General features: G+C 59.5%; 18 protein-coding genes. 3 read left to right on the top strand and 15 right to left on the bottom strand.

From position 1 onward, the window contains the following. The 15 genes from VJ923_RS10675 to VJ923_RS10605 all read right to left on the bottom strand — a co-directional run. On the bottom strand, positions 1 to 190 hold a 190-nt coding region (locus VJ923_RS10675; protein ID WP_456049075.1), incomplete at its 3' end, for an amino acid kinase family protein. A 357-nt stretch (positions 191 to 547) separates the two neighbouring features. Then, a complete protein-coding gene (locus VJ923_RS10670; protein ID WP_326441312.1) occupies positions 548 to 1,366 on the bottom strand; it encodes a hypothetical protein in 819 nt (272 codons plus the stop codon). Between the two features lie 1,229 nt (positions 1,367 to 2,595). Continuing rightward, complete coding sequence (locus VJ923_RS10665) at positions 2,596 to 2,883, bottom strand: YerC/YecD family TrpR-related protein (protein ID WP_326441310.1); 288 nt, start codon at positions 2,881 to 2,883, stop codon at positions 2,596 to 2,598. Further along, the gene (locus VJ923_RS10660; RefSeq protein WP_326441308.1) at positions 2,883 to 3,806 is read right to left on the bottom strand and encodes a branched-chain amino acid transaminase; all 924 of its coding nucleotides are present in this window, start codon (positions 3,804 to 3,806) and stop codon (positions 2,883 to 2,885) included. The genes VJ923_RS10665 and VJ923_RS10660 overlap by 1 nt, the downstream gene beginning before the upstream one ends. Before the next feature lie 254 nt (positions 3,807 to 4,060). Then, on the bottom strand, positions 4,061 to 5,281 hold the full coding sequence (locus VJ923_RS10655; RefSeq protein ID WP_326441306.1) for an ammonia-forming cytochrome c nitrite reductase subunit c552: 1,221 nt from the start codon (positions 5,279 to 5,281) through the stop codon (positions 4,061 to 4,063). Positions 5,282 to 5,414: 133 nt separating this feature from the next. Continuing rightward, positions 5,415 to 6,107: a response regulator transcription factor gene (locus VJ923_RS10650; protein WP_326441304.1), complete on the bottom strand. Its 693-nt coding sequence runs from the start codon at positions 6,105 to 6,107 to the stop codon at positions 5,415 to 5,417. Then, positions 6,104 to 7,789 carry a c-type heme family protein gene (locus VJ923_RS10645; RefSeq protein WP_326441302.1) on the bottom strand — a complete coding sequence of 562 codons (1,686 nt, stop codon included), beginning with the start codon at positions 7,787 to 7,789 and terminating at the stop codon, positions 6,104 to 6,106. The genes VJ923_RS10650 and VJ923_RS10645 overlap by 4 nt, the downstream gene beginning before the upstream one ends. Continuing rightward, a complete protein-coding gene (locus tag VJ923_RS10640; protein WP_326441300.1) occupies positions 7,786 to 8,925 on the bottom strand; it encodes a hypothetical protein in 1,140 nt (379 codons plus the stop codon). The genes VJ923_RS10645 and VJ923_RS10640 overlap by 4 nt, the downstream gene beginning before the upstream one ends. A gap of 195 nt (positions 8,926 to 9,120) precedes the next feature. Further along, positions 9,121 to 10,401, bottom strand: coding sequence for an ammonia-forming cytochrome c nitrite reductase subunit c552 (locus VJ923_RS10635; RefSeq protein WP_326441298.1), 1,281 nt, complete (start codon positions 10,399 to 10,401; stop codon positions 9,121 to 9,123). A gap of 128 nt (positions 10,402 to 10,529) precedes the next feature. After that, complete coding sequence (locus tag VJ923_RS10630) at positions 10,530 to 11,243, bottom strand: response regulator transcription factor (RefSeq protein WP_326441296.1); 714 nt, start codon at positions 11,241 to 11,243, stop codon at positions 10,530 to 10,532. After that, positions 11,240 to 12,727: an ATP-binding protein gene (locus tag VJ923_RS10625; RefSeq protein WP_326441294.1), complete on the bottom strand. Its 1,488-nt coding sequence runs from the start codon at positions 12,725 to 12,727 to the stop codon at positions 11,240 to 11,242. The genes VJ923_RS10630 and VJ923_RS10625 overlap by 4 nt, the downstream gene beginning before the upstream one ends. A gap of 229 nt (positions 12,728 to 12,956) precedes the next feature. Further along, the gene (locus VJ923_RS10620) at positions 12,957 to 14,366 is read right to left on the bottom strand and encodes an MFS transporter (protein WP_326441293.1); all 1,410 of its coding nucleotides are present in this window, start codon (positions 14,364 to 14,366) and stop codon (positions 12,957 to 12,959) included. Between the two features lie 175 nt (positions 14,367 to 14,541). Beyond that, positions 14,542 to 16,764 carry a carbohydrate-binding domain-containing protein gene (locus VJ923_RS10615; RefSeq protein WP_326441291.1) on the bottom strand — a complete coding sequence of 741 codons (2,223 nt, stop codon included), beginning with the start codon at positions 16,762 to 16,764 and terminating at the stop codon, positions 14,542 to 14,544. Positions 16,765 to 17,059: 295 nt separating this feature from the next. After that, positions 17,060 to 17,755: a DUF4956 domain-containing protein gene (locus VJ923_RS10610; RefSeq protein ID WP_326441289.1), complete on the bottom strand. Its 696-nt coding sequence runs from the start codon at positions 17,753 to 17,755 to the stop codon at positions 17,060 to 17,062. A 96-nt stretch (positions 17,756 to 17,851) separates the two neighbouring features. Further along, positions 17,852 to 19,027 (bottom strand): VTC domain-containing protein, encoded by a 1,176-nt coding sequence (locus VJ923_RS10605; protein WP_326441287.1) that lies wholly within the window; start codon positions 19,025 to 19,027, stop codon positions 17,852 to 17,854. A 226-nt stretch (positions 19,028 to 19,253) separates the two neighbouring features. On the opposite strand from VJ923_RS10605, the gene VJ923_RS10600 reads away from it, so the two are divergent. From VJ923_RS10600 to VJ923_RS10590, 3 genes are all read left to right on the top strand, one after another. Further along, the gene (locus VJ923_RS10600) at positions 19,254 to 19,928 is read left to right on the top strand and encodes a response regulator transcription factor (RefSeq protein ID WP_326441285.1); all 675 of its coding nucleotides are present in this window, start codon (positions 19,254 to 19,256) and stop codon (positions 19,926 to 19,928) included. Positions 19,929 to 19,934: 6 nt separating this feature from the next. After that, entirely contained in the window at positions 19,935 to 21,515 is a 1,581-nt protein-coding gene (locus tag VJ923_RS10595; RefSeq protein ID WP_326441283.1) for a sensor histidine kinase, read from the top strand. 284 nt (positions 21,516 to 21,799) lie between these two features. After that, a partial coding sequence (locus VJ923_RS10590; protein WP_326441281.1) for an ATP-binding protein occupies positions 21,800 to 23,044 on the top strand: 1,245 nt, incomplete at its 3' end.

The raw sequence follows: 23,044 nt of genomic DNA, 5'->3' as shown, positions 1-23,044 counted from the left end.
CGTTGTTGATCATGCCGACCTGGGGGCCGTTGCCGTGGGAGACGACGACGTTGGTGCCCTCCTCGATCATGTCGACGATGTGCTTGGCGGTGTTCTGCACCAGCTCGAGCTGCTCCTGGGGGGTGTTGCCGAGGGCGTTGCCGCCCAGGGCGATGACGACGGTCTTGCCGGGTCCTTTCTGGTAAGGCATGGTTGTCTCACTTTCTCGTTTAGCAAATCGCAACTTAAACGCCAAGGACGGCTTGGCACAATGAGCCGCCCTTGGCATCCACTCTATCGAGTCCGGAGAAAACGAAAAGACAAGACTCGGTTTATTTTTGTGCCGCCATCTGCCTAATCCCTTTTAAACCGCTCCCAAGCAAGACAAACCTCACCGCCGTAGAGGCGGACTTTAGTTCGCCCCTATCAAGTCGAACTGAACGCACGACAAAGCCCATCCCCGTAGGGGCCGACTTCAGTCGGCCCTCTCAAGCGGAACAAAACGCATGACAAAAACAGGGGGCGACTGAAGTCGCCCCCTACGGAAGTTCACTCTGTCGCCCAGCGTTTATGCGGCTGCCTCCTCGGCCCAGGGGCTGGCGTACACGGCGTAGCTCGCGTATTCCGGAGCGCCCACGGCGTAGATGTCGTAGTCGGCAGCCTGGCCGGGCTCGGTATCGACGATCTTGAAGTAGCCGCCCTCAATATGGCCGTCCGCATCGAGCAGCACCACGTCGACGCGCGACTGCGTGGCACCGTCAAGGGTCTCGGAGGCCGTTACCGTGCCCGTGAACTCCTTGGCGCCGAACTGGGTGTCGGCCGCGCCGTTATCCTGCACGGTATACACATCGGCCAGCTTCTGGTCGGTGGCCTTCCAAGAGTCCGCAGGCGTGGTGATAGAGAAGTCGACGGTCGAGGGCTTCACGACTTCGGTAGCATTAGCAGAGCTGCCGGCCGTGGAGCCGGCCACGTAAGAGTAATAGTACGTGGAGTCAGGCAGCACGCCGGGCGTCTCGATGGTCTCGTCGAAGATCACGTTACCAGCATCGTCTTTGCCCACGACCTCGATGACGGGGTCGACCGCCTCAACGGTATGGTTGGGATTCTGCACCTGAACGGCGAAGTCCACCATGCCGTTGTCGGCGGCGAACCAGCCGGAGTCGACAATCTGCAGCTCGGCCGGGTTGGCGGCCTCCTGCTCGGCGGTCTGCGCGTCGGCTTGCTGGTCCACCGCGGCCTGCTCGGCTGCAGGGCCCTGGTTCTCGGCCTGCTCGACTGCCTGCTCGGAGCCGGCGGGGGCGGGCTGGCCGGGCTGGGTCGCGCAGCCCGCGAGGCTCATGGCAAACAAACCCGACAAGGCCACCCATCCCACATTCTTCAGTTTCATCGTTATCACCGTTCCCTTGAAAGCGCTCACTCGTAAGTTCAATTTGCGCGGCGCGCGAGCGATGGCCCTTGCGCCGACACGCCCGAAATCCGCGAACCGGGCGCGTCCGCCTCGTTCGCACGACCTCTTGAGCCTGCAGATAAATGATTACTGAAAACGTGCGCGAAACAGGCCCGCGCGCGTACTTCGTAGCCCCTGCGCGACCGCTTTGTTTCAGTTGAAAGCCCCATGTCAACAAAGGGAAATCTATACTGGCAAGGTAATAGTTAACCTCGCGTCAACCAAGATTACAGCCCCGCTACCGCCACCCTTCACATTGACGAGGCGCAACCGACGCGCGCTTCCTTCGAAGCCGGCGGCAACCTGCGGCCGCCATTCGCTTTCCGAACCCAAACGCACGAAAGCCCGCGAAGGGGGACGCGGGCTTTCGTGTTGTGGCGACAGCAAGACGAGGAGAAGCTTCGCCACCCAGTAAAACAAGAAGAGAGGAGGTGTCGCAGCGCTCTCAGATGCCCCCGTCACTCTCGCTTCGAAGGAGCCTGGGCCCTGCTGACAAAAGTTATAATAGGTTAACTAATCTTAGGACGCAAGAGAGTTAGACAAGGTTTACACGTTCTCCACAACTGACGTTGCCCTCGCCGACGCCACAGGCAAACCCCGCAAGCCCAGCAAGCAAACAAGAATATCTCTCGGTTCTTTCAGAAAGATGAACGCTTATTTACGCCACGGTAACTGAGCGCATCGGACCCTTCCCGGCGACGCTTCGTTCCCTATACTGCAAACCAGCGAAACGGAAAAGAAGCTCTCTCCTCCTTTTCCCCTTTCCTTTCCTTCTTCTCTCTTTTGGAAGCCGGGAACCCCCCACACAGCCCGGCTTCCGCGAGAACGAGATTCCTCGATTCGTTCTCGAACCCCGCAAAGAGGCGGCTCCCCCAAGCCGCCTCTTCCTTTTCCCGGCATTCCACAAAGCTGGCGGCCCGCTCTTTTTTGGCAAAAAATCGCGATATGGACACGTTCCGCAAAGAGAGCAAAACTGCGCGGGGCTCTGACCAGGTATTATTGCTCCCCCCTTGCTCGCACGGCGTCCAAAGCTGCTGAAAATGTGTCCATTTCGCCGCTATTTGACCAGAAAAAATTTCGCTAGGGCAAATAACCGCGATATGGACACGGGCCAAAAAGGAGAGGCGCCCGAAAGCGCCTTCCAAAGTTGCAACCGATGCGACCGTCGCTTATTGTTCGTCGAGAATCTTCAGCGCCCGCTCGTAACCGCCGGAGCCGTAGCTCAGGCACTTCGAGACGCGGGCGATGGTGGTAGCCGAAGCGCCGGTCTCGGCCTCGATGGACGCATAGGACTTCCCCGCCGCAAGAAGCCGCGCGACGCCCAAACGCTGGGACGTCTCGCGAATCTCGCGCACGGTGAACAGGTCTTCAAGCAGAGCGAAGATGGCATCGGGGTCATCGAGCGTGGCCAGCACGCGCAGCAAATCGTCGACGTCGGACGTGCGAATCTCAGCCATTAGACCTCCGTAAGCCAATCAGCGTACTCTTCAATGCGGCCGTAGACCAAGTCGAAGAAGCGATCCTGCAAAGCGCGGGTGACCTCGCCGGGCTTGCCGATAACGCGGCCGTCCACCGCACCGACAGGCGTGAGTTCGGCGGCCGATCCGGTCATGAACACCTCATCGGCGATGTAAAGATCGCTGCGGGTAAGGCTTTCCTCCACCGCCGGGATTTCCAAATCATCGGCCAAGCACAGCACGGTGTCGCGCGTAATGCCCTCGAGCAGGCCATCGGACAGGGGCGGCGTGGAAAGCACGCCGTTGCGCACGAGGAACAGATTCTCGCCCGTTCCCTCGCAGACAAGCCCCGCCTCGTTCAGCATGATGGCCTCGGCATACCCGTGGGCCTTGGCCTCCATCTTCGCGAGAATGGAGTTCATATAGGACGCCGTGGCCTTTACCGCCGGCGGAATGGCGTTGTTGGAGCGCTGGCGCCACGATGAGACGCCCACGGACACGCCGTTTTCCAGGGCCTCGGGACCGAGATAGGCGTCCCACGGCCACACGGCGATGACCACATCCACCGGCGCGCCCGACGGATCGACGCCCATGACGCCGTAGCCGCGGTACACGAGCGGGCGGATGTAGCAGGCCGGCAGCTTGTTAGCGCGAATGACCTCAAGGGTGGCCTCGCACAGCTCGTCCACGCTGTAGGGCAGATCGATCTGGGCGATTTTGCAGCTGCGATGAAGGCGCTCCATATGGTCGCGCAAGCGGAACACGAAGGACTTGTCGGCATCGGGCACTTTGTAGCAGCGGATGCCCTCGAACACGCCGGAACCGTAATGCAGCGAATGCGACAGCACATGGGTGGTCGCCTCCGCCCACGGCACCAGCTCGCCGTTCTTCCAGATGTAATCGACCTCGGTGATGTCGGCCATGAAACCATCCCTTTCTCAACGAAAAAGCGCCCGCGCGATGCCGCGAACAGGCGCAATCCATTGTACTCCAACACGCTAAAGCGCAGGAGCGGTTTCACGAAGGCGGCAAAATCGGTGGGGATGACCTTTAATCGTCAGCACAACAACTCACACGTCCGCAAAAGCATACCTGTTAAACAAAAAGGCCCGGGGCGTATGCCTCGGGCCTTTGGGAGGGGGCAAACTCGGATCAGGTTTCCCTTACCCCAGTTTCGCTATTTGAAAAGCGCGATACCTTCTTCGGCAGTATCGATTGACTGCTGATAGTAACCTGCCATTGCATCGGCGGCATGGGGAACCTTGCTGCCAGGAACCCCGGCATCACCATTCGCGTAACCTTGATACCAGCGAGCTTTGATATAGATTTCACGTGCCTGCTTATCGGTCTGATCGTCAACGCCACCGGCAACGATAAGGTCATGCAGTTCATCGATTTTTTCCTGGGCCGCATCGTACTGGGCCTTGGATTCAGCCTGCTTGCCCTTAACAAACTTCACCATCGCCTCGGTATCGTCAATGCCCTGCGCTTTATGGCACGTGAGGCAGTACTCGAGAGCATCTTCGCTCTCGAGAGGAGAGCCCGACGCATTGTGATTCGTATAGGCTTTTCCATCCTCGTTCTGAGTTGAAGGCATATGGCAGCTCGCACACGTCAGCCCCAAACTCTCGTGGGTGCTCCCCTGGAAAATCTCAACGTCCGGATGGCCTGCATAGAAATACTCGACGCCATCCTCGTCAACCTTGAGCGTATCGCCATCTTCAATAAATGCCTTATAGATTGCATCGGGATCGGTGCCATAGCGATAGGGCTCCAAATTGGTTAAATCGTTGCCCTCAACTGCAGCCAGTCGACGAGTGTAACCGCCAAGAATATTATGGCACTGCCCACAAGCCTGATCGCCCGGATCGAGACTGTTGAAGTAGTCGTCGCCAACCAGCTCGCGGTAAGACATGATAGCGCCTGTCACCTGAGTACCCGGCTCATTTTCATGGCACATATAGCAATCCCAATACGCATCGATATCGGCAGCGACATCTTTATAGCTCACTCCCCAAAGATCCTCACCGTATTGGGCATATAGATCGTTAAAAGCCGAGGACTTACATGCGATACAGCCGACACCGCCGTCTTTGGTGGCGTAAACATCGCTAGCAGTCTTCTCAACCTTCTGACGTAGCGAAGCATGGCTATGCAGCTTTCCGTCCTTGTCCTTCACGTCGCCAATGCCTGACATAAACGATGCGTACTCGTCGGGGTAGCTCGCCGCCCATTCTGCCGGGGTGGGCCTTTCGGACGTTTTGCCCTCTGTGTCTGCCAGCGCATCGGCCGGCGCGGCTGCGTCGTCCGAAGTAGCGCAGCCGGCGGCAAGGGCGCCGCACCCCGCGAAAAGACCCATTGATAGCAGGAGCGCGAGAACCTTTTTACCCTTCCTCATTTTTCCTCCATTCGTCGCTCACGTTTCGCCGCTCTACCACTGAGATAGGGCGACTCCATTGTGGTCAAGAATATCGAGGAGGCTCATGCGGTTCAATTGACCCATTCTTAAGACTACTCTTAAACTTTGTTCATCATTGCTCACCAAAGGGCTCATATTTGTAGCCAACCCTCCAAATGGTTTTCAGCCTCTTAGGCTTCGAGGGCTCTTCTTCTATCTTTTCCCTAATACGCCTTATAAATACTGCAATGCTTGTCGTTTCAGAAACAAACTCCTCCCCCCAAACTTCCTCGATGATTTGATCTTTCGTAAAAACCGTTCCGGGGTTTTGGGCAAACAGCAATAGAATGCGAAACTCTTTGGGCGTCAGGTCAATCTGCGTCCCTCGCAAAAAAACAACCTGGCGTCTCCCGTCTATCGTCAAGTCTCCCGAAGCAATAACGTCCTTGTCCATCCCCACAAGCCGCTGATAGAGTCTCAGATGAGCCCTGATGCGAATCAATAGTTCCTGCGGTTCGAACGGCTTCACAATGTAGTCGTCTGCCCCCGAACGAAATCCCACCGTTTTATCGACAAGATCTCCTTTTGCCGAGAGAAACAAAATCGGTACGGTAACTCCTTGACCCCTTAGCTTTTCGCACGTAGCAAAACCGTCCATCCCGGCCATCATGATATCGAGAACAATTGCGTCTGGCTCAATAGTGCGGCACTGCTCTACTGCTTCATCGCCATTGGCCAAAAGAACGCACTCGTAGCCCTCTCGCTCGAGAACTCGCTTGGCAAGAGACCGAACGTCCGCATCATCGTCAACAACCAGAATCCTCATTCCATCTCCTTCCATATTCCACCTCCAGCAGGCAGCACAAGAGCGAATCTGGAGCCCACGCCGACCCTACTCGCGGCCTCTATAGAGCCCCCCAAAGCGTTAGCCAAGGCTAACGCTACCGACAGGCCGAGCCCTGTTCCCCCTATCTCCTTTTCGACCGCAAATTGACCGCGCCCGAAGCGCTCGAATATTCCATCAATATCTTGGCAGGGGATTCCACAGCCAGAATCCGAGACTGCTGCGACAACGCACTCTTCCCCTTCTCTAACCTCGCGCGCTATTTCTACAGTCACGTATCCACCAGCGTCGGTAAACTTTATTGCGTTTGAAACGAGGTTCTCGAGTATTTCTCGGATCTTTTCTCCATCCGAATAGAGAACAGGCACGTGGGGGTCAATGAAAAGCGACCAATCAAGCCCGTTTTTCTTCGCTAAGGGCAAGGCCATGCCCTCCAGTTCATTCGCTACATCAACCATATCGACCGGCTCATGAGTAACCACAAGCTTACCTGCTTCGGCTTGAGCCATTTCTAAGATGTTGTTAACTGATGTCAAGAGCCTCTTCCCGCTGCCCTTGATCTCGGAAAACGCGTGGGCTGCCTCTGGCTCTTCACAGGACGCCTCCGCAAGACCCAAGTCTGCATAGGCAATAATTGAGGTCAATGGCGTTCTCAAATCATGACTCACCATGGCAAGGAAATCCGACTTCCTCTCGCTCTCCTCAGCCAACTGCTCGTTAGCACGCTGCAGCACCTCTCCTTGCTCTCGCAATGCACTATTTGCTTCCGATAGCTCACGCGTACGGTCCTCGACCTGCTTTTCCAAGTCTTCATGCGTGGCTTTCAGGTCCGTCGCCATTGCAGTGAACGACTGGACAAGGCCCCCGACCTCCCCATAGGTCGGTCCTTCGATTTCTCCTACATCAAAGTTTTTGGCGCTTACTTGTCGGGTAAACCGTTCGAGCTTGCTAAGCGGATTGGTTACAAAATGCGACACAAGAAAGAACATGAGGAAGGCAACTGCCACGATGGCAAGACCCAGCCCGGCAATTTGGCGCAATATGTTTTCCCAAAGACCACTGCTGTAGAGCTTTGTGGGGATACCGATGCTCATAATTCCTGCAAGATCGCCGACCGCCCTCCCCTCCTTCGGAAATCCCGCCGGGTCTATTTCGCCCAATGGGCCGCCGTGGCAATCAAGGCACGATTCCTCTATCCAGAGGGGCGCAGCATATCGAAACGTCGTACCATCCTCGCTTCTGGCGAAATACTCTTCGCGCGTAGGATTATTCGCAAACTCTCTTAGGGCTTCTAGCTCAAAATCATTTGGAGAGTCGTTTGCGTTGCGTGTCGAGAAATTAGTGAAGGCGATTTGATAGTCGGTTTGGTCGCTGATCCTCCGCCCGATTTCTTTACCGGCAATCGCACAGTTGACCCCCTTGAATCGTCTCGACCCATCAGAATCTTGCTCAATAATTTCTTGCTTCTCCTCTATGTAATCCCACGTGGCACCCATCTGCGCCCGAAGTATGCGAGCCTTCTCGAGCATCTCAATCTGCATCTGATGCTCTTGCTGCTGCACCGTCATCACGCCCACTATGCCCATCAGCGCAATGAGCACGACTCCCGTAGCCACAGCCATGAGCACACGGAGGCTTTTCGCTCGATTAAAGAGCCCTTTCATAGCTGGACCTTTTCAGGACAAGATGATACTTCTCTCGAAACGCCAGCAGGCTCGCATTCCACGAAGACCCAGAGTTCTCGTGCTGCCACATTTGAATTCAACAGGGGAATCCTCATACGGACTTGCTGCGAGAAGGGCCGATCTCCCAACTCGGCAAGTCGACCGAAAGCCTCAACGGAACACGCGCCCCGCGCGTCTTCGGATACGACGACTGCTGATAAAAACGAACCCTCGGGAGCAGAATCGACAGTTACCTGTGCAGAAAGAAGATTCCCTTTTCGCTCCCACGCCTCGCAATGCGGATTCGGCATCTGGTCACTTTTTAAGAGCATCGTAACCACATCGCCGATTTCGCACTGCGAAGGCCGCTCCAAAAAACTAGTGAAGCAAACGTCTTTGCACAGCCCTTGCTCTTGCAAGCCAAAACAAGTCAGCAGCAGATTACTCTTGTCGATGTTGATCGCAGCGCGACCTCCTAGGCGCATTCCCTCATAACTGGCAAATAGTTTCCCTTGCTGATTAACGCCCCATGCGCGGAGCGAGTCGCCCGCGACCCGCGATCTTGTCCACCATCGTTCATCGGGCGTTTCGACATCATCAGCGAAGCCTTCGCTGACAAGAAGCAATTCCCTCTCATATAAAGCGTCAGCTACAGACGGTAGAAAAACTTTATCTCCGCTCAACGCTGCTTCCTGATAAACACCGTCAGCGACGCCGTTGGTGAACGTTTCTACCACCGCATTGAGCTCGCTCGCCGAAAGAGACTCTTCCACGTCCGATCCCCAGGTCTCCAACGTTTCTCCCGCTCCCCGGTCGACGTAGGAGCAGTTTGAAAGCAATCCTAGAAAGGACTGCGAGACCGCATAAATGCTTTCCTCTTTTTTGGACGTACGACAGTCGAAATCGTTATCCAAAAAGAGCGCCTGCCAGATAATAGGCTGCCCGTTCCCGGCATCACGACCAAAGGCGAAGATGCAGGGGGCGCCTTCGGCTCGCGCTGCTTCAAGGCACCCGTCCCCTACAGCATAACGGGGCACAGTACTCAGTTTGTAATTATCTAGAGGCGGAATCGCAGTAACTACAGTCAGCGCAGCTAGAATAACAATCTGCATGATAGTTTGAAATAATTTGCCCACGATGACCTCAGCACTTCCGCCCGTCGTTCAACTATCATACTGGGATGACGACTTCTCGGTTGATTAATTTTTGTTAATCATGAGCGTTGAATCACAACGCATTCTTTTTCTGCAATAGGCAAAGGGCTCGAGCCATAAAGTCTCGAGCCCTCCCCGCACCGAACCCTTTTATTGGGCGATTTTAAATGCGTGGAGCTACGCGATCAGCTCCATGCCCTCGTCGATGAGCACGTCGGCACGCTCGAGGCACTGGCGCAGCACATCGGGGTTGTGGGCGATTTGGGCGCCATCAACCGGGTCGAACAGGTTACCCTGCTGCTCCTTCACGTACCAGTTCGCAAGCGAATACTTGTCCTTGGCCGCTTCAAGATCAGCCTCGTCGACGCCGCCGTTGTTCACAGCAGCGAGAATACCGTCATAAAGTTCTGCCAGCTTCTTATCGACCTCGTTCTGACGATCGGCCTGAGCCTTCTGGTTCTCCTTCAGGAACGCGCGCATCTCATCAACCGTCGAGATGTTATTTTGCGTCTTGTGGCAGGTCAGGCACTTTTCCATGGCGGCATCATTCTCGGCAACCACCCCCGAGGCGTTGTGGCTCGTGTATGTCTCGCCCGAATCACTGGTCGCCTGGGTCATGTGGCAGTCGACACAGGTAAGGCCCATGGACTGGTGGATGGAGCCCTGGAACACCTCAATCTGAGGATGGTTCATGGACACCATCTTGATGCCAGTGTCCTCATCGACCACGTAAATCTCATCCTCGACCATCGCCTTGTAGCGAGAACCCAAATCCCAGCCGTAGCGATAGGGGTCGTAGGACTGCTGGGTGGCCTCATCGGTGATATAGGCACGCGGGGAAACCGTGTTGTGGCACTGGCCGCAGACGGCCTCCCTGGGGTTCAACGTTGCGATGGACTTGGCAACGTTGGGGGCGAACTTCTCGTTGGCCCAAGCGGCGTTGGCCTGGATGGTCCATTCGCCGTCCTTCACGATATGGCAGCTGTAGCAATCCCAATACTCGCCATTGATGGCCTTCATGCCCTCGGCATCGAGCAGACGATCGGTGTAGGCCGTCAGGCCATCCTGCTCGTAGAAGTCCATGAAGTGGCTCGTCTTGCAAGCCACGCACTTCATAGCCACGTCGCTTTTCTCCGGGTCGTCCTCGTCCACCACCTCGATGATGGCGCCAGAGACGTCACGAATAGCGGGAGTCTCCATGAGGGGCTGGAATCCAGCATGGCTGTTATCCTCGCCTTCCTCATCGGTCTTGCCCATCATGGCGGAGTTGTACTCATTGGGATACATCTCGATGAGTTGGGCATAGGTCGGATTTTCCGGCATGGTCGATCCGGTTTCTGCCGCAGGTGTCGGTGCCGAGTCGCCTTGCGGAGCGCAGGCAAACAACGCAAGAGACAGCACTGCCATCGTCGCGCAAATGACGCCGGCTACGACGGCACGTTCCTTTCTCGTCTTCATTTCCTCTCCTTCCATTTGGCGAATCACTTCGATTCGACTCTCCTAGCGTGAACTATACGGAAGGGAGAGCCCATCACGCCATAAAGAGGTCCTTGCCGTTTTATTGTGATTTCACAATAACTGTCTCGCTAGGCCTCAAACGAGTAGCCCACGCCCCAGACCGTCTTGAGGAAAACGGGCTTGGCGGGGTTGTCCTCGATCTTCTCGCGGATCTTGCGAACGTAGACGGCAATGGAGATGGCACCGTCGACATACTCCTCGCCCCACAGCGTTTCGATGAGCTCGTCCTTGCTCATGACAGCGCCCGGATGCGAAGCAAGGTGATATAGCAGCTGAAACTCCTTGGGCGTCAGCACAATGGCTTGCTCGCCACGGAGCACCTCATGGCGCAAGGCATCGAAGGTGAACTCCCCCAGCGTGAACCGCTCCAGCGGAGCCGGAACTTCCGCAGCGTCGCTCGCGGGGCGCTGGAGACGGCGGGAACGTCGGACCAGCGCTTCTATGCGCAGGATAAGCTCTTCTTCGTTGAACGGCTTCACCATATAGTCGTCCCCGCCGAAGGAGAAGCCGATTCGCTTGTCGATGATGTCATCGCGCGCCGAAAGGAACAGCACCGGCACGTTCTCGTCGGTCTCGCGAATACGCCGACACACCTCGAAGCCATCCACACGGGGCATCATGACATCGAGCACGACCACATCGGGCCATTCTTTCACAAAGGACTCGAGGGCTTCGTCTCCGCTCGAGCACAAAACGCACTCGTAGCCGGTGTCTTCGCACACCGATCGAATCAAATTGAGAATGCTCGCCTCGTCATCAACAGCCATTACCTTGATGGTCATTGCTCCTCCATTGCCTTGCAGGGAATCACAACGCAGAACACACTGCCTTCGCCCACGACACTTTCCACACCGGCACTCCCGCCCAGCAGCTCGGCCATTTCCTTCACCAGGGCGAGACCAAGCCCGCTTCCCCCATAGCGCCGGGAAATGGACTGGTCGGCTTGGCGGAAGCGCTCGAACACGAAGCTCAGCTCGTCTTCGGGGATGCCGATACCGGTGTCAGACACAACGATGCGCATGTGGGAGCGGTCTTCTTCCAGTGTAATCTTCAAGTTCACCGATCCGCCGGGTTCGGTGAACTTGACCGCGTTCGAAAGCAAGTTCATAAGCACCTTGTGAACGATAGAAGAGTCAGTCATAACGAGGGGGAAGCTCGGGTCGACAAGCGCCTCGAAGGCAACGCTCTTTTCGCGCGCCAGAGGCTCGACGGTTTGCTCGACCGCGTTCACTGCATCCAGGATATCCAGGGGAACGATATCAACCCTATAGCGATCGGCCTCCAAGCTAGCTGCATCAAGCGTGTTGTTAATGGTGGCGAGAAGGTTGGCGCTGTTTCGGCGTATCTCGGCCATGAGGCTTTCTTGCGATTGTCCCTCGCGGCCCCGCTCGCGATCGCGCTCCCACACGTCGACAAGGGCGATAGTGGATGCCAGCGGAGTCTTCAGCTCGTGACTCATAGTGGCAAGGAAGGTTGACTTGTACTCACTTTCCTTCACGAGGGCATCGTTAACCTGGGCCAGGTGTTCGTTTGTCTGCTCGAGCTTCTTGTTCATCGCCTCAATCTGACGGCTCTGGCGGCCGAGTACGGTGTTGACGGCCACCGCGCACGCCACAATGAGCGCCGCGAGAGCGACGAAAAGGCTCACATTGGCCGCGGTGCGCGCCGCGGCCTCTTCCTCGTACAGCTTCATGGGAATGGCCAAGCTCACCGCGCCAGCCAAATCTCCAAGTTGGTAGCCTTCGCGAGGAAACCCCGTCTCGTCCAGCTCGCCAGCGGGTTCGCCGTGGCAGGTCAAGCAGCCGTACTTAACGGGAATAGCGCGCAGATAGCGAAACGTCGACTCGCCGTCGACCGAGACGACATCGTAGTATTCCGTTTCCCCTTCTTCGAAATGCGCGAGGGCCTCGGCCTCGAAAGCATCAGGGGCATCGGGGCCGGTGCGAGGATTTTCGCGCGTATAGCGCACCACGCAATCGGTGTTCTGCGAGAAGTTGCGGGCGATGGATTTGCCGGCCACCGAGCAGTACACGCCCTTGAAATCGTAGCGGCCATCGGAGTTGTAGTTGATGGCGTTCTGGGCTGTATCGACGTAATCCCACGCTGCCGCCATCTGCTCGGCCAGAAGACGCGCTTCTCCCAGCACTTTTTCTTCGCTGGCAATGCGCTGGTCATCGGTGCTCCACAGCGAGTAGACGCCGATAACAGCGAACAGGACGAAGAGCAAGGCTCCCGTAAACCACCACGACAGTCGCTTGTGCCCCATTGCGGCCGCCCCTTCCCTCATCCTGCAAACCACCCGCTTCGCGAGTTTACTGGGTCTTTTCAGGATACCGCAAAATGAAACGCTTCAATTATTGTCATTTTATTGCGTAGGCCGCTACACTAGATAATGGGAGCCAGCGCAACACAAATCACCATAGACCTCTTTTCTCTTTATCATATCTTTATCAGACGAGAAAGACCTTTCCTGAACATGCTCTTCAATCGAGCGCTTAGGCCACAATGCTTCTCATGCGCCGGGCGTAGAGCGCAGCGCAGGCGAGACCCGCGAGGGCGACAATCAGGGCTGCGGCCATGGCCCAGGCGAAGCCCGTGGCGGAAGCTGAAGCTGCGACAGCGCCCGCGGCGGCCGCTCGGGCAGCGGCGGTGCTCATAATGCCCACGTAGGTGGCGGGCCCCAGGCAGGCTGCCAGCTGGACGGCCATGGACATGAGGGTGACGCCGTGGGAGTCGAGCTCGTCGGGCAGCCGGCGCAGGCCCGCCGTTTGGGCCGGCGAGAGCACCATGCCCGTGCCCAGATAGCCGAAAAAGATTCCGATGGCGACAACGGCCACTAAGCCCATAAGCGATCCGGCAATCGTAGCCGCCAAGCCAAGCGCGGCGATTCCCAAACCCGCGGGCAACAGCGGCCACTCGCCACGACGGTCGAGCACGCGGCCCGACAGTACCGAGGCCGTGGCGTTGGCGAGCACCGGCGCCACCATGAGGACGCCCGCCACAGAGGCGGCCAGCCCTGCGGCCTCTTCGAAGTACAGCGGGGCCATGACGCTGAGGGAGAAATAGGTCATCATAGTGACCACGACAATTACCGCCGCCGGCCAGAAGCTGCGACGGGACAGAGGCTCAAGGGAGACGAGCGGCTGGGCGCGCCGGCGGGAGCGAAGGGCGAAGGCAGCCAGAGCAAGGGCCGCAGCCGCCAGGTACCCGAGACCCGCGATGGGCCGCTGCGAGATTTCCGAAAGCCCTACAGAGAGCAGCGTCACGCCAAGAGCCACTAGCAGGGCTGAGACCACATCGAAAGGGGTGCGGGCGGCCGGGCGGTCGTCGCGCACCACCACCGCGCCCAAAGCCAAAAGCACCAGCGCCGCCGCCAGGGGAACGAAAAACACGCTGCGCCACCCGAGATCGCTCACGAGAAAGCCCGTGACGATGGGGGCTGTCGCCGGGCCCAAGGTAATCATGCTGCTGCCCACGGCGAGATAGGTGCCCATGTTCTCGTGAGGCACTTTGTCGACAATGACGTTCATCATGAGCGGGATGAACACACCCGTGCCCACCGCCTGCACGAGACGGGCGCCCATAAGCACGGCGAAGTTCGGCGCCACCAGCCCGCCCAGCGAGCCGGCGACGCTCAGTGCCGAAGCGGCGAAGAACAGCGGCCTCATGGGAACGCGCCGATAAAGGTAGGCCATGCAGGTGACTACCACCGTAACGGCAATCATGTAGCCGGTGACAAGCCACTGCGCCGTGACGGCATCTACGGCGAAATCGCCCATGATGGCCACTAAGGCCATGTTCACGAGATTCTCGTTGAAGCCGGCTAGAAACCCGCAACCGTAGAATACGGCGAGCAGCGCCGTAAGAGATGGCGTGGTACGCTGGGTGGCTGTACGACCTTTCATGAAAGCCCTTCCGATCATCTTCGTCGTTTCCGGGCCTTAACGCAAAAGACCCCGGGCAGCGTAGATATTACTGCGCCCCCGGGGCCGTAACCGCGTTCTGCGGTATATGAGTGTAGCGCACGCTCCCCCCGTTTCACCGACCTGTTACGGCCGACGGCGAAACCGTTGAGGATCGCTAGGCCGAAAGCTCCGCCTTAGGGCTTTCGCCTGCCGCGCCTTCGTGAGCCCGCGTCGGGTTTTGCGCCGAGCCATCCTGGCCCTCGCGGGCCTGGTCTGCGCCGTCCTGGGCTGCGCGCGGGTCGCCGCCGCGCTGGCCGCCCATACCGCCGGGACCGCCCATACCGCCCATGCCAGCTACCGGCGTGGTCGACACGGTGAAGTCAACCGAAGAGGAGCCGGCGACCAACTTGGCCGATCCACCTTCGCTCAAGCCCGGCACCGACACAACGGCGCACTGGAAGGCCTTGGGCACCGTATAGGAGGCCAGCACCTCGCCGCTCTCGCTTTCCACAGACAGCTCCGTGCCCGCAGTGCCCTCGATGTTCACCAGGGCAAAGGGTTGACTGCTGCCGTCGGTGAAGCTTTCCGCCATGCCCGTGGAGCCGGCCATGATGACCACACCGCCGCTGACGGTAGCGCCGTACTCGTAGTCCAGGGCGCTGTCGCCGCCGGTGGTGGAACCGCTAACGAGCACCGTGCCGCCCGTCACTTCCACCGTGCCATTGGAATCCAGGCCGTCACCGCCGGCATCCACCTTTACCGTGCCGCCGTTGATTTGGATGAGGCAGTCTTCGCTGGCGTTGGCGGCCACCGGACCGCCCGCTCCACCCTCGGGGCCGCCGAAGCCGCCGCCCTGCTGGCCCTCGGGCATCTGACCAGGCTCGACGCCCTCGGGAAGCTCGGGGCGCTCGCCATTCTGCCCGCTCGGCGGCTCGGGCATCTCGCCATTCTGGGCGCCCTCCGGAAGCTCGGGGCGCTCGCCTTCCTGGGAGTCGAAGCCCGCGGGAGGTTCCGGCCTCTGGCCGTCCTGGCCATTCTCGCCGCTTTGACCGCCACGACGCTGCTGCTCGCCATCGGTGGCGGCGTAGGCGCCTTTGGCACCCTTGGGTCCCTCAGCATCCGTCGCTTCAGGGGCTGCATTCTCCGTGTCCGCACCCGCGCTGGCCGCCGCATCGTCTGCAGCACCCGCCGTCTCCTCGGCATCATTGCTGGCACGCTCGGCCACAGCGGCGTTGATGCCGTCATCGGAAGCTGTGATGTCCAAAGCGCCGTCGTTGATGATTACCTCCTGAGCCTCGATGCCCTCGTCGCAGCCTGTCACCACCAGCGAGCCGCCGTCCATGGTGAATTTCGTCTCGGGATTCATGCCCTTCCCACCGGCTTCCACAACGAACTCCCCGCCGGTCATGGCTGCCTCAATATCGGAGCGCAGGGCATGGTCTCCCGCCTTGATTTCAGCTTTACCACCGGCAAGACGCAGGTAGGTAGCCGCCTGGAATCCCTCGTCGCCAGCCTCAATGGCAAAGGTTCCGCCGTCAATAGCCACAAAGCCGCACGTCGGATCCTCGTCGTTACTCGACTTCACGCCGTCGCCGCCAGCCGTCACCGTGAAGGTGCCGTCGGCGATCTTCACGCAGTCCTTGCCGCGCAGACCGTCCTCTTTAGCCGTCACCGTGATGGCCCCGCCCGTGACGACCAAATCGTCCTTGGAGTTCACGCCATGGCGGTAGTTGCCCTCAACGGTAAGGGCACCCGTGCCGTTGATGGTCAGATCGTCCTTGGAGTACAGCGCCGCATTAGGCTCGTCCTCCCCTTCGGCCAGGTCGTAGGCCGTGCCATCGGCCAGCGTGTTCTGGGTGCCCTCGGCCAGCGTCACGAACACCTTGTCGGCCTGCTGCACGTTCAGCGCCGGGCCGTTCTCGTTGCGGATGGTCGCCCCGTCGAGCACAATCTGCACCTTGTCCTGATCGGTCGCGTTCACCACCAGCGAACCGGCGGAAAGCTCGCCTTTCACCACGTAGGTGCCCGCTGAGGCGATGGTCACCGTAGAGCCCTCGACCGCAGCGCCTTCGCCGGACACCGTGGCGCCCTGGCCCGTAAGCTCGATGATCGTCGCCGCCGCCTCGTCATAAGAGGCGTCCTTGTCGCGGTCGGAATAGTCGAAGTCCATCCCAGGGATATCGATGAGCGCATCCCAGTCCACCGCGCCGTCCGTTCCCTGCTGAGCGCTCTGTCCCTGCTCGGTCTGCTGCGCGCTGCCCTCGTCGGCATCTTCGAAATTGCCGCCCGAACACCCCGTCAGCGCCAGCGACCCCGCCAGCATCGCCGCCAGCGCCCCACGGCCAAAAGCCCGTCGCCGCGCCGCGCAGGCGCCCATTACATCCTTAACTTCCATCATTGCTACTCCCTCTCATAAATATCGTTTGTCAGGTCTGAGAGACTCTCCGTTAAAACTCAGCTCAATAGGCTCCCAACGAAAACCCTCGAGGTGCTTCCCGGCACCGGCGCTCGACGACCTCTGCGCGCCCCCTGGAGAACGCGGCTCTTAAGAAACAGCTCCACTTCAGCAGCAAGCGCGCCGGGATAGTACCGACTAGCGTGCGCTCCTTCCGCTGTTTCTTTTGCCGCGTTCGGAAGGGGGATCAGCGCGCAGCGGGCAGTGAGCGCCGGTGCCGGGAAGCGCCTCGAGCGAGCTACAGCGTTTCGCGCCCCGCCGGCGTCATCCCCAGCGAAATCTTCAGGTTCCCGTTGAGGCAGCGCAACTCGTCGATCATGGCCTTCTCGAGCCCCGGCTCGCGCAATCGCAGTTGATAGGTCAACTGGAACAGGCTGCCCATATTGGTCGTGGTCACTTCCGTAAGCTCGGATTCCGCAGCGTAGCGGTTGAGCACCGCATCGAACACGCCGTCGAATTCCAGATCCTCGGGAATGGTGATACGCAGCGTCTTGCCCGGCTCGCGCGGCTTGCCGAAAGGCGTCAGCACGAACACCAGGTTCACGATGGCCACCACCACGGTGAACACGCAGGCCAGCACGATGAATCCCATCCCTGTGGCCAGACCGATGGCCATAGCGAGGAACACGCTGCCGATATCTTTGGCCGAACCGGGAATAGAGCGGAAGCGCACGAGGTTGAACACGCCCATGACCGCAATGCCCGCTCCCAGATTGCCGTTCACCAGCGTGATGACCATCTGCACGATAAGCGGCAAAAGCGCCAAGGTCACCACGAAGTTCTTCGAGTAGCTGTGACGGAACATGTACACACCGGCGCAGGCAGCGCCCAGCACCACCGAGAACACGCAGCACAGCAAGAAGTCGGCCGTCGACACCGCTCCCACGAGCGAGTCGGCCGTCCCGAAAACGGACGTGAACGTTGAATCAAACATGGAATTCCCTTCTCTCGGACAAGTTTTTTCTTCCTATTTGCAGAAAAAAGGCGTTTGTTTGCAGTCCGCCTCCCCTTTTTTCGTCCCTGCTTGGACTTAAAGGGGTTTCGCCAACGCGTGACCAGGCCTTTTCTCTCGCTTTCTCCTCAGGTCGAAAGACGGATGTCTAACAAACCCGCCTTTCTTGCAAAAAACAGCAGCAAACTTTTCCTGAGCACGCGAGCAAAGCTGGTAGGCGTTGCCGTACTTGGTGAACGAGGCGGGGTAAATGGCGTGCGCGGAAAGCGACGCCACAAGCCACGCCGGATAGGGCCCGGCGCTCTTGATCTCCATGATGGACTCGGCGGGTTCGATGATGGGAAGCCAGCCGGAGCCGGAACGGGAGTCAGCGCCGCCGCAACCAGGCACGCCGCCCAGGCGACGGCAATCGAGGTACTCGAGGCAGTCGTCAAACGTGATGCGCAGCTCAGCATCGAAGAGGGCGTCATCGGCATGATCGGCCAGCGCCGCGGACCGAAAGCCCCAGGCCTCGCGGTCGCAGGCGATGCCCATAGAAGGCACCAGCGGCAAATTGCGGTCCATGGCCGCCTCAAGCTCGCAGGCAATCTGGCGCGTTGCCGAAGACAGCGCCGCCCGCGCAGCCGCCTCGTCGGCCAAGGGCCATCGAGCGCACGCCTGCTCATAGGGCAGTCCGCTCACGAAAGCCAACGCCGCTGGCAGCGTAAGCGCGAGACGGCGCTTGTACACGATGCCCTTGAACTTCTTCTTAATGCCGAAGAACACCATCGTGGCGCACAGCTCCCCGGCGCCTGCCGATTCGTCGTCGGCAAGGCTCTCTGCCTCCCGGTCAGGACGCTGTGCAGCCCGCACCTCGCTCGAACTCACTTCAACAAGAGAGCTGCACGCGCCTTCAGAGATCGCCCGCGCTGCCTCAAGGCCAATGCGAACCCGGCGCTCCACCTCGGCATCGGACAGCGGCACACCATTGGCCTCACGCACCACCGGTCCCGCGCCAAAGGCGGCCATAAGCGCTGCGCCATCGGCCTCGCCATAGGCGCGCAGCCGCAGCTTCTCCTTGTACAGCGGCTTTTCCACCGAGCGAGCAATCATAGCGCGCTCCGGCGTATCCAGGTACAAGCTCGTAATACGGGTGCGCCCGTAGGCGTCCACCTTCATCAAGCCCGAAGCAGCCGCCTCCACGGCCGCGCGCTCGGCCACACCGATGCGGTACTTCTTCTCTACGCGCTTGAACACGCTGTTGTAACCGGCCATAACGCTCCTTCTCCTTATGGCCCACGAAGTCCTGATCCCCCGCAGGCCGGCCATTACAATACGGGGACTTCCTGAAAACTGCCTGAACCAGCCGATTCCTTTCAGGTTGCCTTCAGGCGGGCCGCTACAATGCTAGAAGCACACAACGCGCCCGCTGCGCCGCAACGCGCCCGACGCGCAGGCAACGAGCACCACGCATTGCCGCCCCTCAAGGAAAGGACCGCCCATGCACGTTTTGGTTGTGGAAGACGACACCCGTCTCGCCGAGGCGCTCGCCCGCATCCTTGAGGACAACGGCTACACCACCGACACCGTGCACGACGGCGCGGCGGCCCTGGAGTACGGCCAGTCCGGCACCTACGACATCATCATCCTGGACGTCATGCTGCCGAAGGCCGACGGCTTCACCGTGGCCCAAAGCCTGCGCCGAGCCCATGTGAGCACACCTATCCTGCTGCTCACGGCCCGCGATGCCATCAGCGACAAAATCACCGGCTACGACTCCGGCGCCGACGATTACATGACCAAGCCCTTCTCCCCCGCCGAGCTTCTGGCCCACCTGCGCGCCCTCACGCGGCGCCAGGGCGACGTCGTGTTCGAGACCCTCGCCGTGGGAGACCTTACGCTGAATTTGGAATCCATGGACCTCACCTGCGAAAACGAATCCATCCGCCTTTCCCAGAAGGAATTCGCCATCGCCCGCATCCTGCTCGGCTCGCCCGGAGCAGTACTTTCGAAGGAGCAGCTCATCAGCCGCGCCTGGGGTCCCGCCTCCAGCGCCAGCGACAATAACGTGGAGGCTTACATCTCGTTTCTCCGCAAGAAAATGGCCCATGTGGGATCGAAGGCGAAGATCGAGACCATCCGATCGGTGGGCTACCGACTCACCGAGGGAGACTAGGCTTTCATGACCCGCGCTCCCCAGCCGACCAGACCGGATCAGCCGCGCCCGGCAAGCGACGCGGCCCCCATGCTGCGCCGTTTGCGCGCAAAGTTCATCGGGCTGAACATGGCCATCGCCGCTCTGGTGCTGGCGGCCTCCTTCGCCACCATCTGCTACGCCGACTACCGCGCCGACATCGACGACGTGCGCGACACCCTCATGGTGGCCGCAAACCGGTCGCTGCACGAGCCCCAGCTCATCCCCGACCACGAGCCCTTCCAGCGCGACGATGGCGTGGAAGAAGGCTCCATCCTCTGGGAAGGCCCGCAGACCAATGTGCAAGACGACCGGGAAGAAGCCGAAGAAGACGACCGCGACGACGCCGAAGAAGCGTCCGTAGATTCCGCGGAAAGCGCCGGCTGGAGCCCCGCAACCGCATCAGGCGCCAAGCCCGAGGGCCATCGCGCCCAAGATGCGAACCGACCCGCCGACGAAGAAGAGCCGACTCCCGATATCGGCGCCGGCACAAGCGACCCGGGCTTTGCCCCGCCCCAAATCGGCGGTCCCACGGCCGTGGGGGAAAGCTCGCTTCCCGTGGCGGTTTACTACGTTGCCGGCCGCACCGTCATGCAGATGGCCGACCGCTCCGGTGCCACGGTGCCCGATTCGCTGCTCCAAACCGCCATCCCCGAGGTCATTCGCTCCCAAAGCCCCTGGGGCTACCTGCCCGAAGCGGGCCTCTACTTCGCCAAGCGCGATGCCGGCCCCGACCTCGTCATCGCCTTCGCCGATGGGGGCGCCGCCGATGGCTGGCGCTCGCTGGCCCTGGTGCTCTCCATCGTGAGCCTGGGCGCGCTGGCCCTCTTGTTCCTGCTGAATCTTGTGTTCTCGCGCTGGGCCTTACGGCCGGTGCAGCAGGCCTGGACCCAGCAGCAGCAGTTCATCGCCGACGCGTCCCACGAGCTGAAGACGCCGCTCACGGTCATCCTCGCGAACAACGCCATCCTGCGCCAGCGCGGGAGCGACACCATCTCCAGCCAACGCCAGTGGATCGACAGCACCCAGGTGGAAGCCGAGCGCATGCAGGGGCTCGTGGCCGATATGCTCGATTTGGCCCGGCCGACAACGGAATCCGGCGCGGCCTCCTATGAGCCCGTGGATTTCAGCCGCCTGGTTGAAGGCGAGGTGCTCACCTTCGAATCGGTGGCTTTCGAGCGGGACATCATCATGGAGTCGACCGTTGAAGAGAGCGCTGTCGTCCGCGGCGACGAGCGCAAGCTCCAACGCGCCGTGGCCGCTCTTTTGGATAACGCTTGCAAATACACCGATACGGGCGGCTCCATTAGCGTGCGCCTGGCCACAGACGACCGCGCCGCCACCTTCGCGGTGACCAACTCCGGCGAGCCCATCCCCGCCGAAGACCTCCCCCACCTCTTCGACCGCTTCTACCGCGCCGACAAGGCCCGCACCCACGAGGCTCCCGCCGGCTACGGCTTAGGCCTCGCCATCGCCCGCGACATCGCTCAAGCTCACAAGGGAGCCCTCACCGTCGCAAGCTCCGCCTTAGCAGGCACTACCTTCACCTTGCGCCTCCCTTTAATCTAGTCTTAAATCTATCGTTTATCATCTAGTTCAACGAAAACCTTGCAAAACGCAGGAATTCCCCTTCAAAACGTAGGTTTTCCCACTCAAAAAACTTTGCATAAGGTAGGGATTGCCTCACAAAAATCTCGACGTCCCTCCTAACACCATGTCCGGCAATCGCCCAGCATGCCAAATGACCGAAGTTATATCGTCCAAATAACCGATATTAAGTCTGTCAAATGACCGAGGTTATTATTGCCAAATGACCGAGGTTATTTTAAACTTCCTGATATAAGGAGGTTTTCATGATTGAATACTATTCGCGCGTTGTCGACTCCCAGCTTGACTTTAAATTGCGATCAAGCGGCGCTGTGCTTATCCGAGGCCCCAAATGGTGCGGAAAGTCCACCACCGCCGAGCAGAGAGCCCAAAGCGCCGTCTTCATGCAAGATCGCCAAACGAGTGCCCAGAATATCGAGCTTGCTAAAAACGCCCCCTCGCTGCTGCTAGATGGACCCACCCCCCGCCTCATCGACGAGTGGCAGGTCATTCCCTTTATCTGGGACCAAATTCGCTATGAAGTCGATCGGCGGAACGGGAACGGGCAGTTTATACTCACCGGCTCCGCCACCCCCCTTGCCGATCCGGACGAAAACGAGGCAGCGCCCTATGAGCACAGCGGCATAGGGCGAATAAGCCCTCTAACCATGAGAACCATGTCGCTCTTTGAGTCCCGAGACGGCAATGGAAGCGTCTCCCTGGCATCGCTCTTCCAAGAGCAGTCCTCCGTGGCTGCCCAGTGCGATGCGACGCTGAAAGACTACGCCTACCTCACCTGTCGCGGCGGATGGCCCCGCGCCCTCGATCTTGATCGAGAAGCCGCCCTCGAACAGGCCTTTGTATTCTACGATGGCCTTGTTCACGAGGATATCAACCGCGTTTTCCGGCGGGCGAAGAATCCCGAGCGCATTAAGCGTTTCATGCGTTCCTACTCTCGCGCCGTCGCCACTGAGACCTCTCTGGCCGAAATCCGCAAGGACATGGCCGCCAACGACGAGGCGACGCTCAGCGACGAGACCATCTCGCTCTACATCTCAGCGCTAGAAAAACTCTTCGTCATCGAGAACCTTCCTGCATGGAACCCGAACCTGCGATCGAAAACCGCCGTGCGGACATCGGAGACGAAGCACTTCGTCGATCCGTCCATCGCCTGCGCCGCCCTCGGTCTCGGCCCCAATGACCTCATCAACGACCTCGAAACCTTCGGGTTGCTCTTTGAGTCTCTCTGCGTACGTGATCTGCGCGTCTACGCTGAGAGCCTTAACGGCCAGGTCTACCACTACCGTGACAAGAAGGGACGGGAAGCCGATGCTGTCATTCACCTGAGAGGTGGAAGCTGGGCACCGGTGGAAGTGAAGCTCGCCAACCAGGAACGCATCGAGGAGGCGGCCCGAAACCTACTCGCCTTCGCCGCCGATATCGACACTGCCAAGATGAAGCCCCCTAGCTTCCTCATGGTCGTCACCGCTACCGGCTACGCCTACCGCCGC

This window comes from Adlercreutzia shanghongiae, from assembly GCF_035830635.1.
Taxonomy (GTDB): domain Bacteria; phylum Actinomycetota; class Coriobacteriia; order Coriobacteriales; family Eggerthellaceae; genus Adlercreutzia; species Adlercreutzia shanghongiae.
This window is presented reverse-complemented; position numbering and strand designations above follow the sequence as displayed.

Bases quoted from the DNA above. Each gene is read 5' to 3' on its own strand.
- VJ923_RS10610 (WP_326441289.1), bottom strand. From the start codon at position 17,755: ATGTTTGATTCAACGTTCACGTCCGTTTTCGGGACGGCCGACTCGCTC.
- VJ923_RS10630 (WP_326441296.1), bottom strand. From the start codon at position 11,243: ATGACCATCAAGGTAATGGCTGTTGATGACGAGGCGAGCATTCTCAAT.
- VJ923_RS10620 (WP_326441293.1), bottom strand. From the start codon at position 14,366: ATGAAAGGTCGTACAGCCACCCAGCGTACCACGCCATCTCTTACGGCG.
- VJ923_RS10670 (WP_326441312.1), bottom strand. From the start codon at position 1,366: ATGAAACTGAAGAATGTGGGATGGGTGGCCTTGTCGGGTTTGTTTGCC.
- VJ923_RS10655 (WP_326441306.1), bottom strand. From the start codon at position 5,281: ATGAGGAAGGGTAAAAAGGTTCTCGCGCTCCTGCTATCAATGGGTCTT.
- VJ923_RS10605 (WP_326441287.1), bottom strand. From the start codon at position 19,027: ATGGCCGGTTACAACAGCGTGTTCAAGCGCGTAGAGAAGAAGTACCGC.
- VJ923_RS10650 (WP_326441304.1), bottom strand. From the start codon at position 6,107: ATGAGGATTCTGGTTGTTGACGATGATGCGGACGTTCGGTCTCTTGCC.
- VJ923_RS10635 (WP_326441298.1), bottom strand. From the start codon at position 10,401: ATGAAGACGAGAAAGGAACGTGCCGTCGTAGCCGGCGTCATTTGCGCG.
- VJ923_RS10595 (WP_326441283.1), top strand. From the start codon at position 19,935: ATGACCCGCGCTCCCCAGCCGACCAGACCGGATCAGCCGCGCCCGGCA.
- VJ923_RS10600 (WP_326441285.1), top strand. From the start codon at position 19,254: ATGCACGTTTTGGTTGTGGAAGACGACACCCGTCTCGCCGAGGCGCTC.
- VJ923_RS10615 (WP_326441291.1), bottom strand. From the start codon at position 16,764: ATGATGGAAGTTAAGGATGTAATGGGCGCCTGCGCGGCGCGGCGACGG.
- VJ923_RS10665 (WP_326441310.1), bottom strand. From the start codon at position 2,883: ATGGCTGAGATTCGCACGTCCGACGTCGACGATTTGCTGCGCGTGCTG.
- VJ923_RS10645 (WP_326441302.1), bottom strand. From the start codon at position 7,789: ATGAAAGGGCTCTTTAATCGAGCGAAAAGCCTCCGTGTGCTCATGGCT.
- VJ923_RS10660 (WP_326441308.1), bottom strand. From the start codon at position 3,806: ATGGCCGACATCACCGAGGTCGATTACATCTGGAAGAACGGCGAGCTG.
- VJ923_RS10625 (WP_326441294.1), bottom strand. From the start codon at position 12,727: ATGGGGCACAAGCGACTGTCGTGGTGGTTTACGGGAGCCTTGCTCTTC.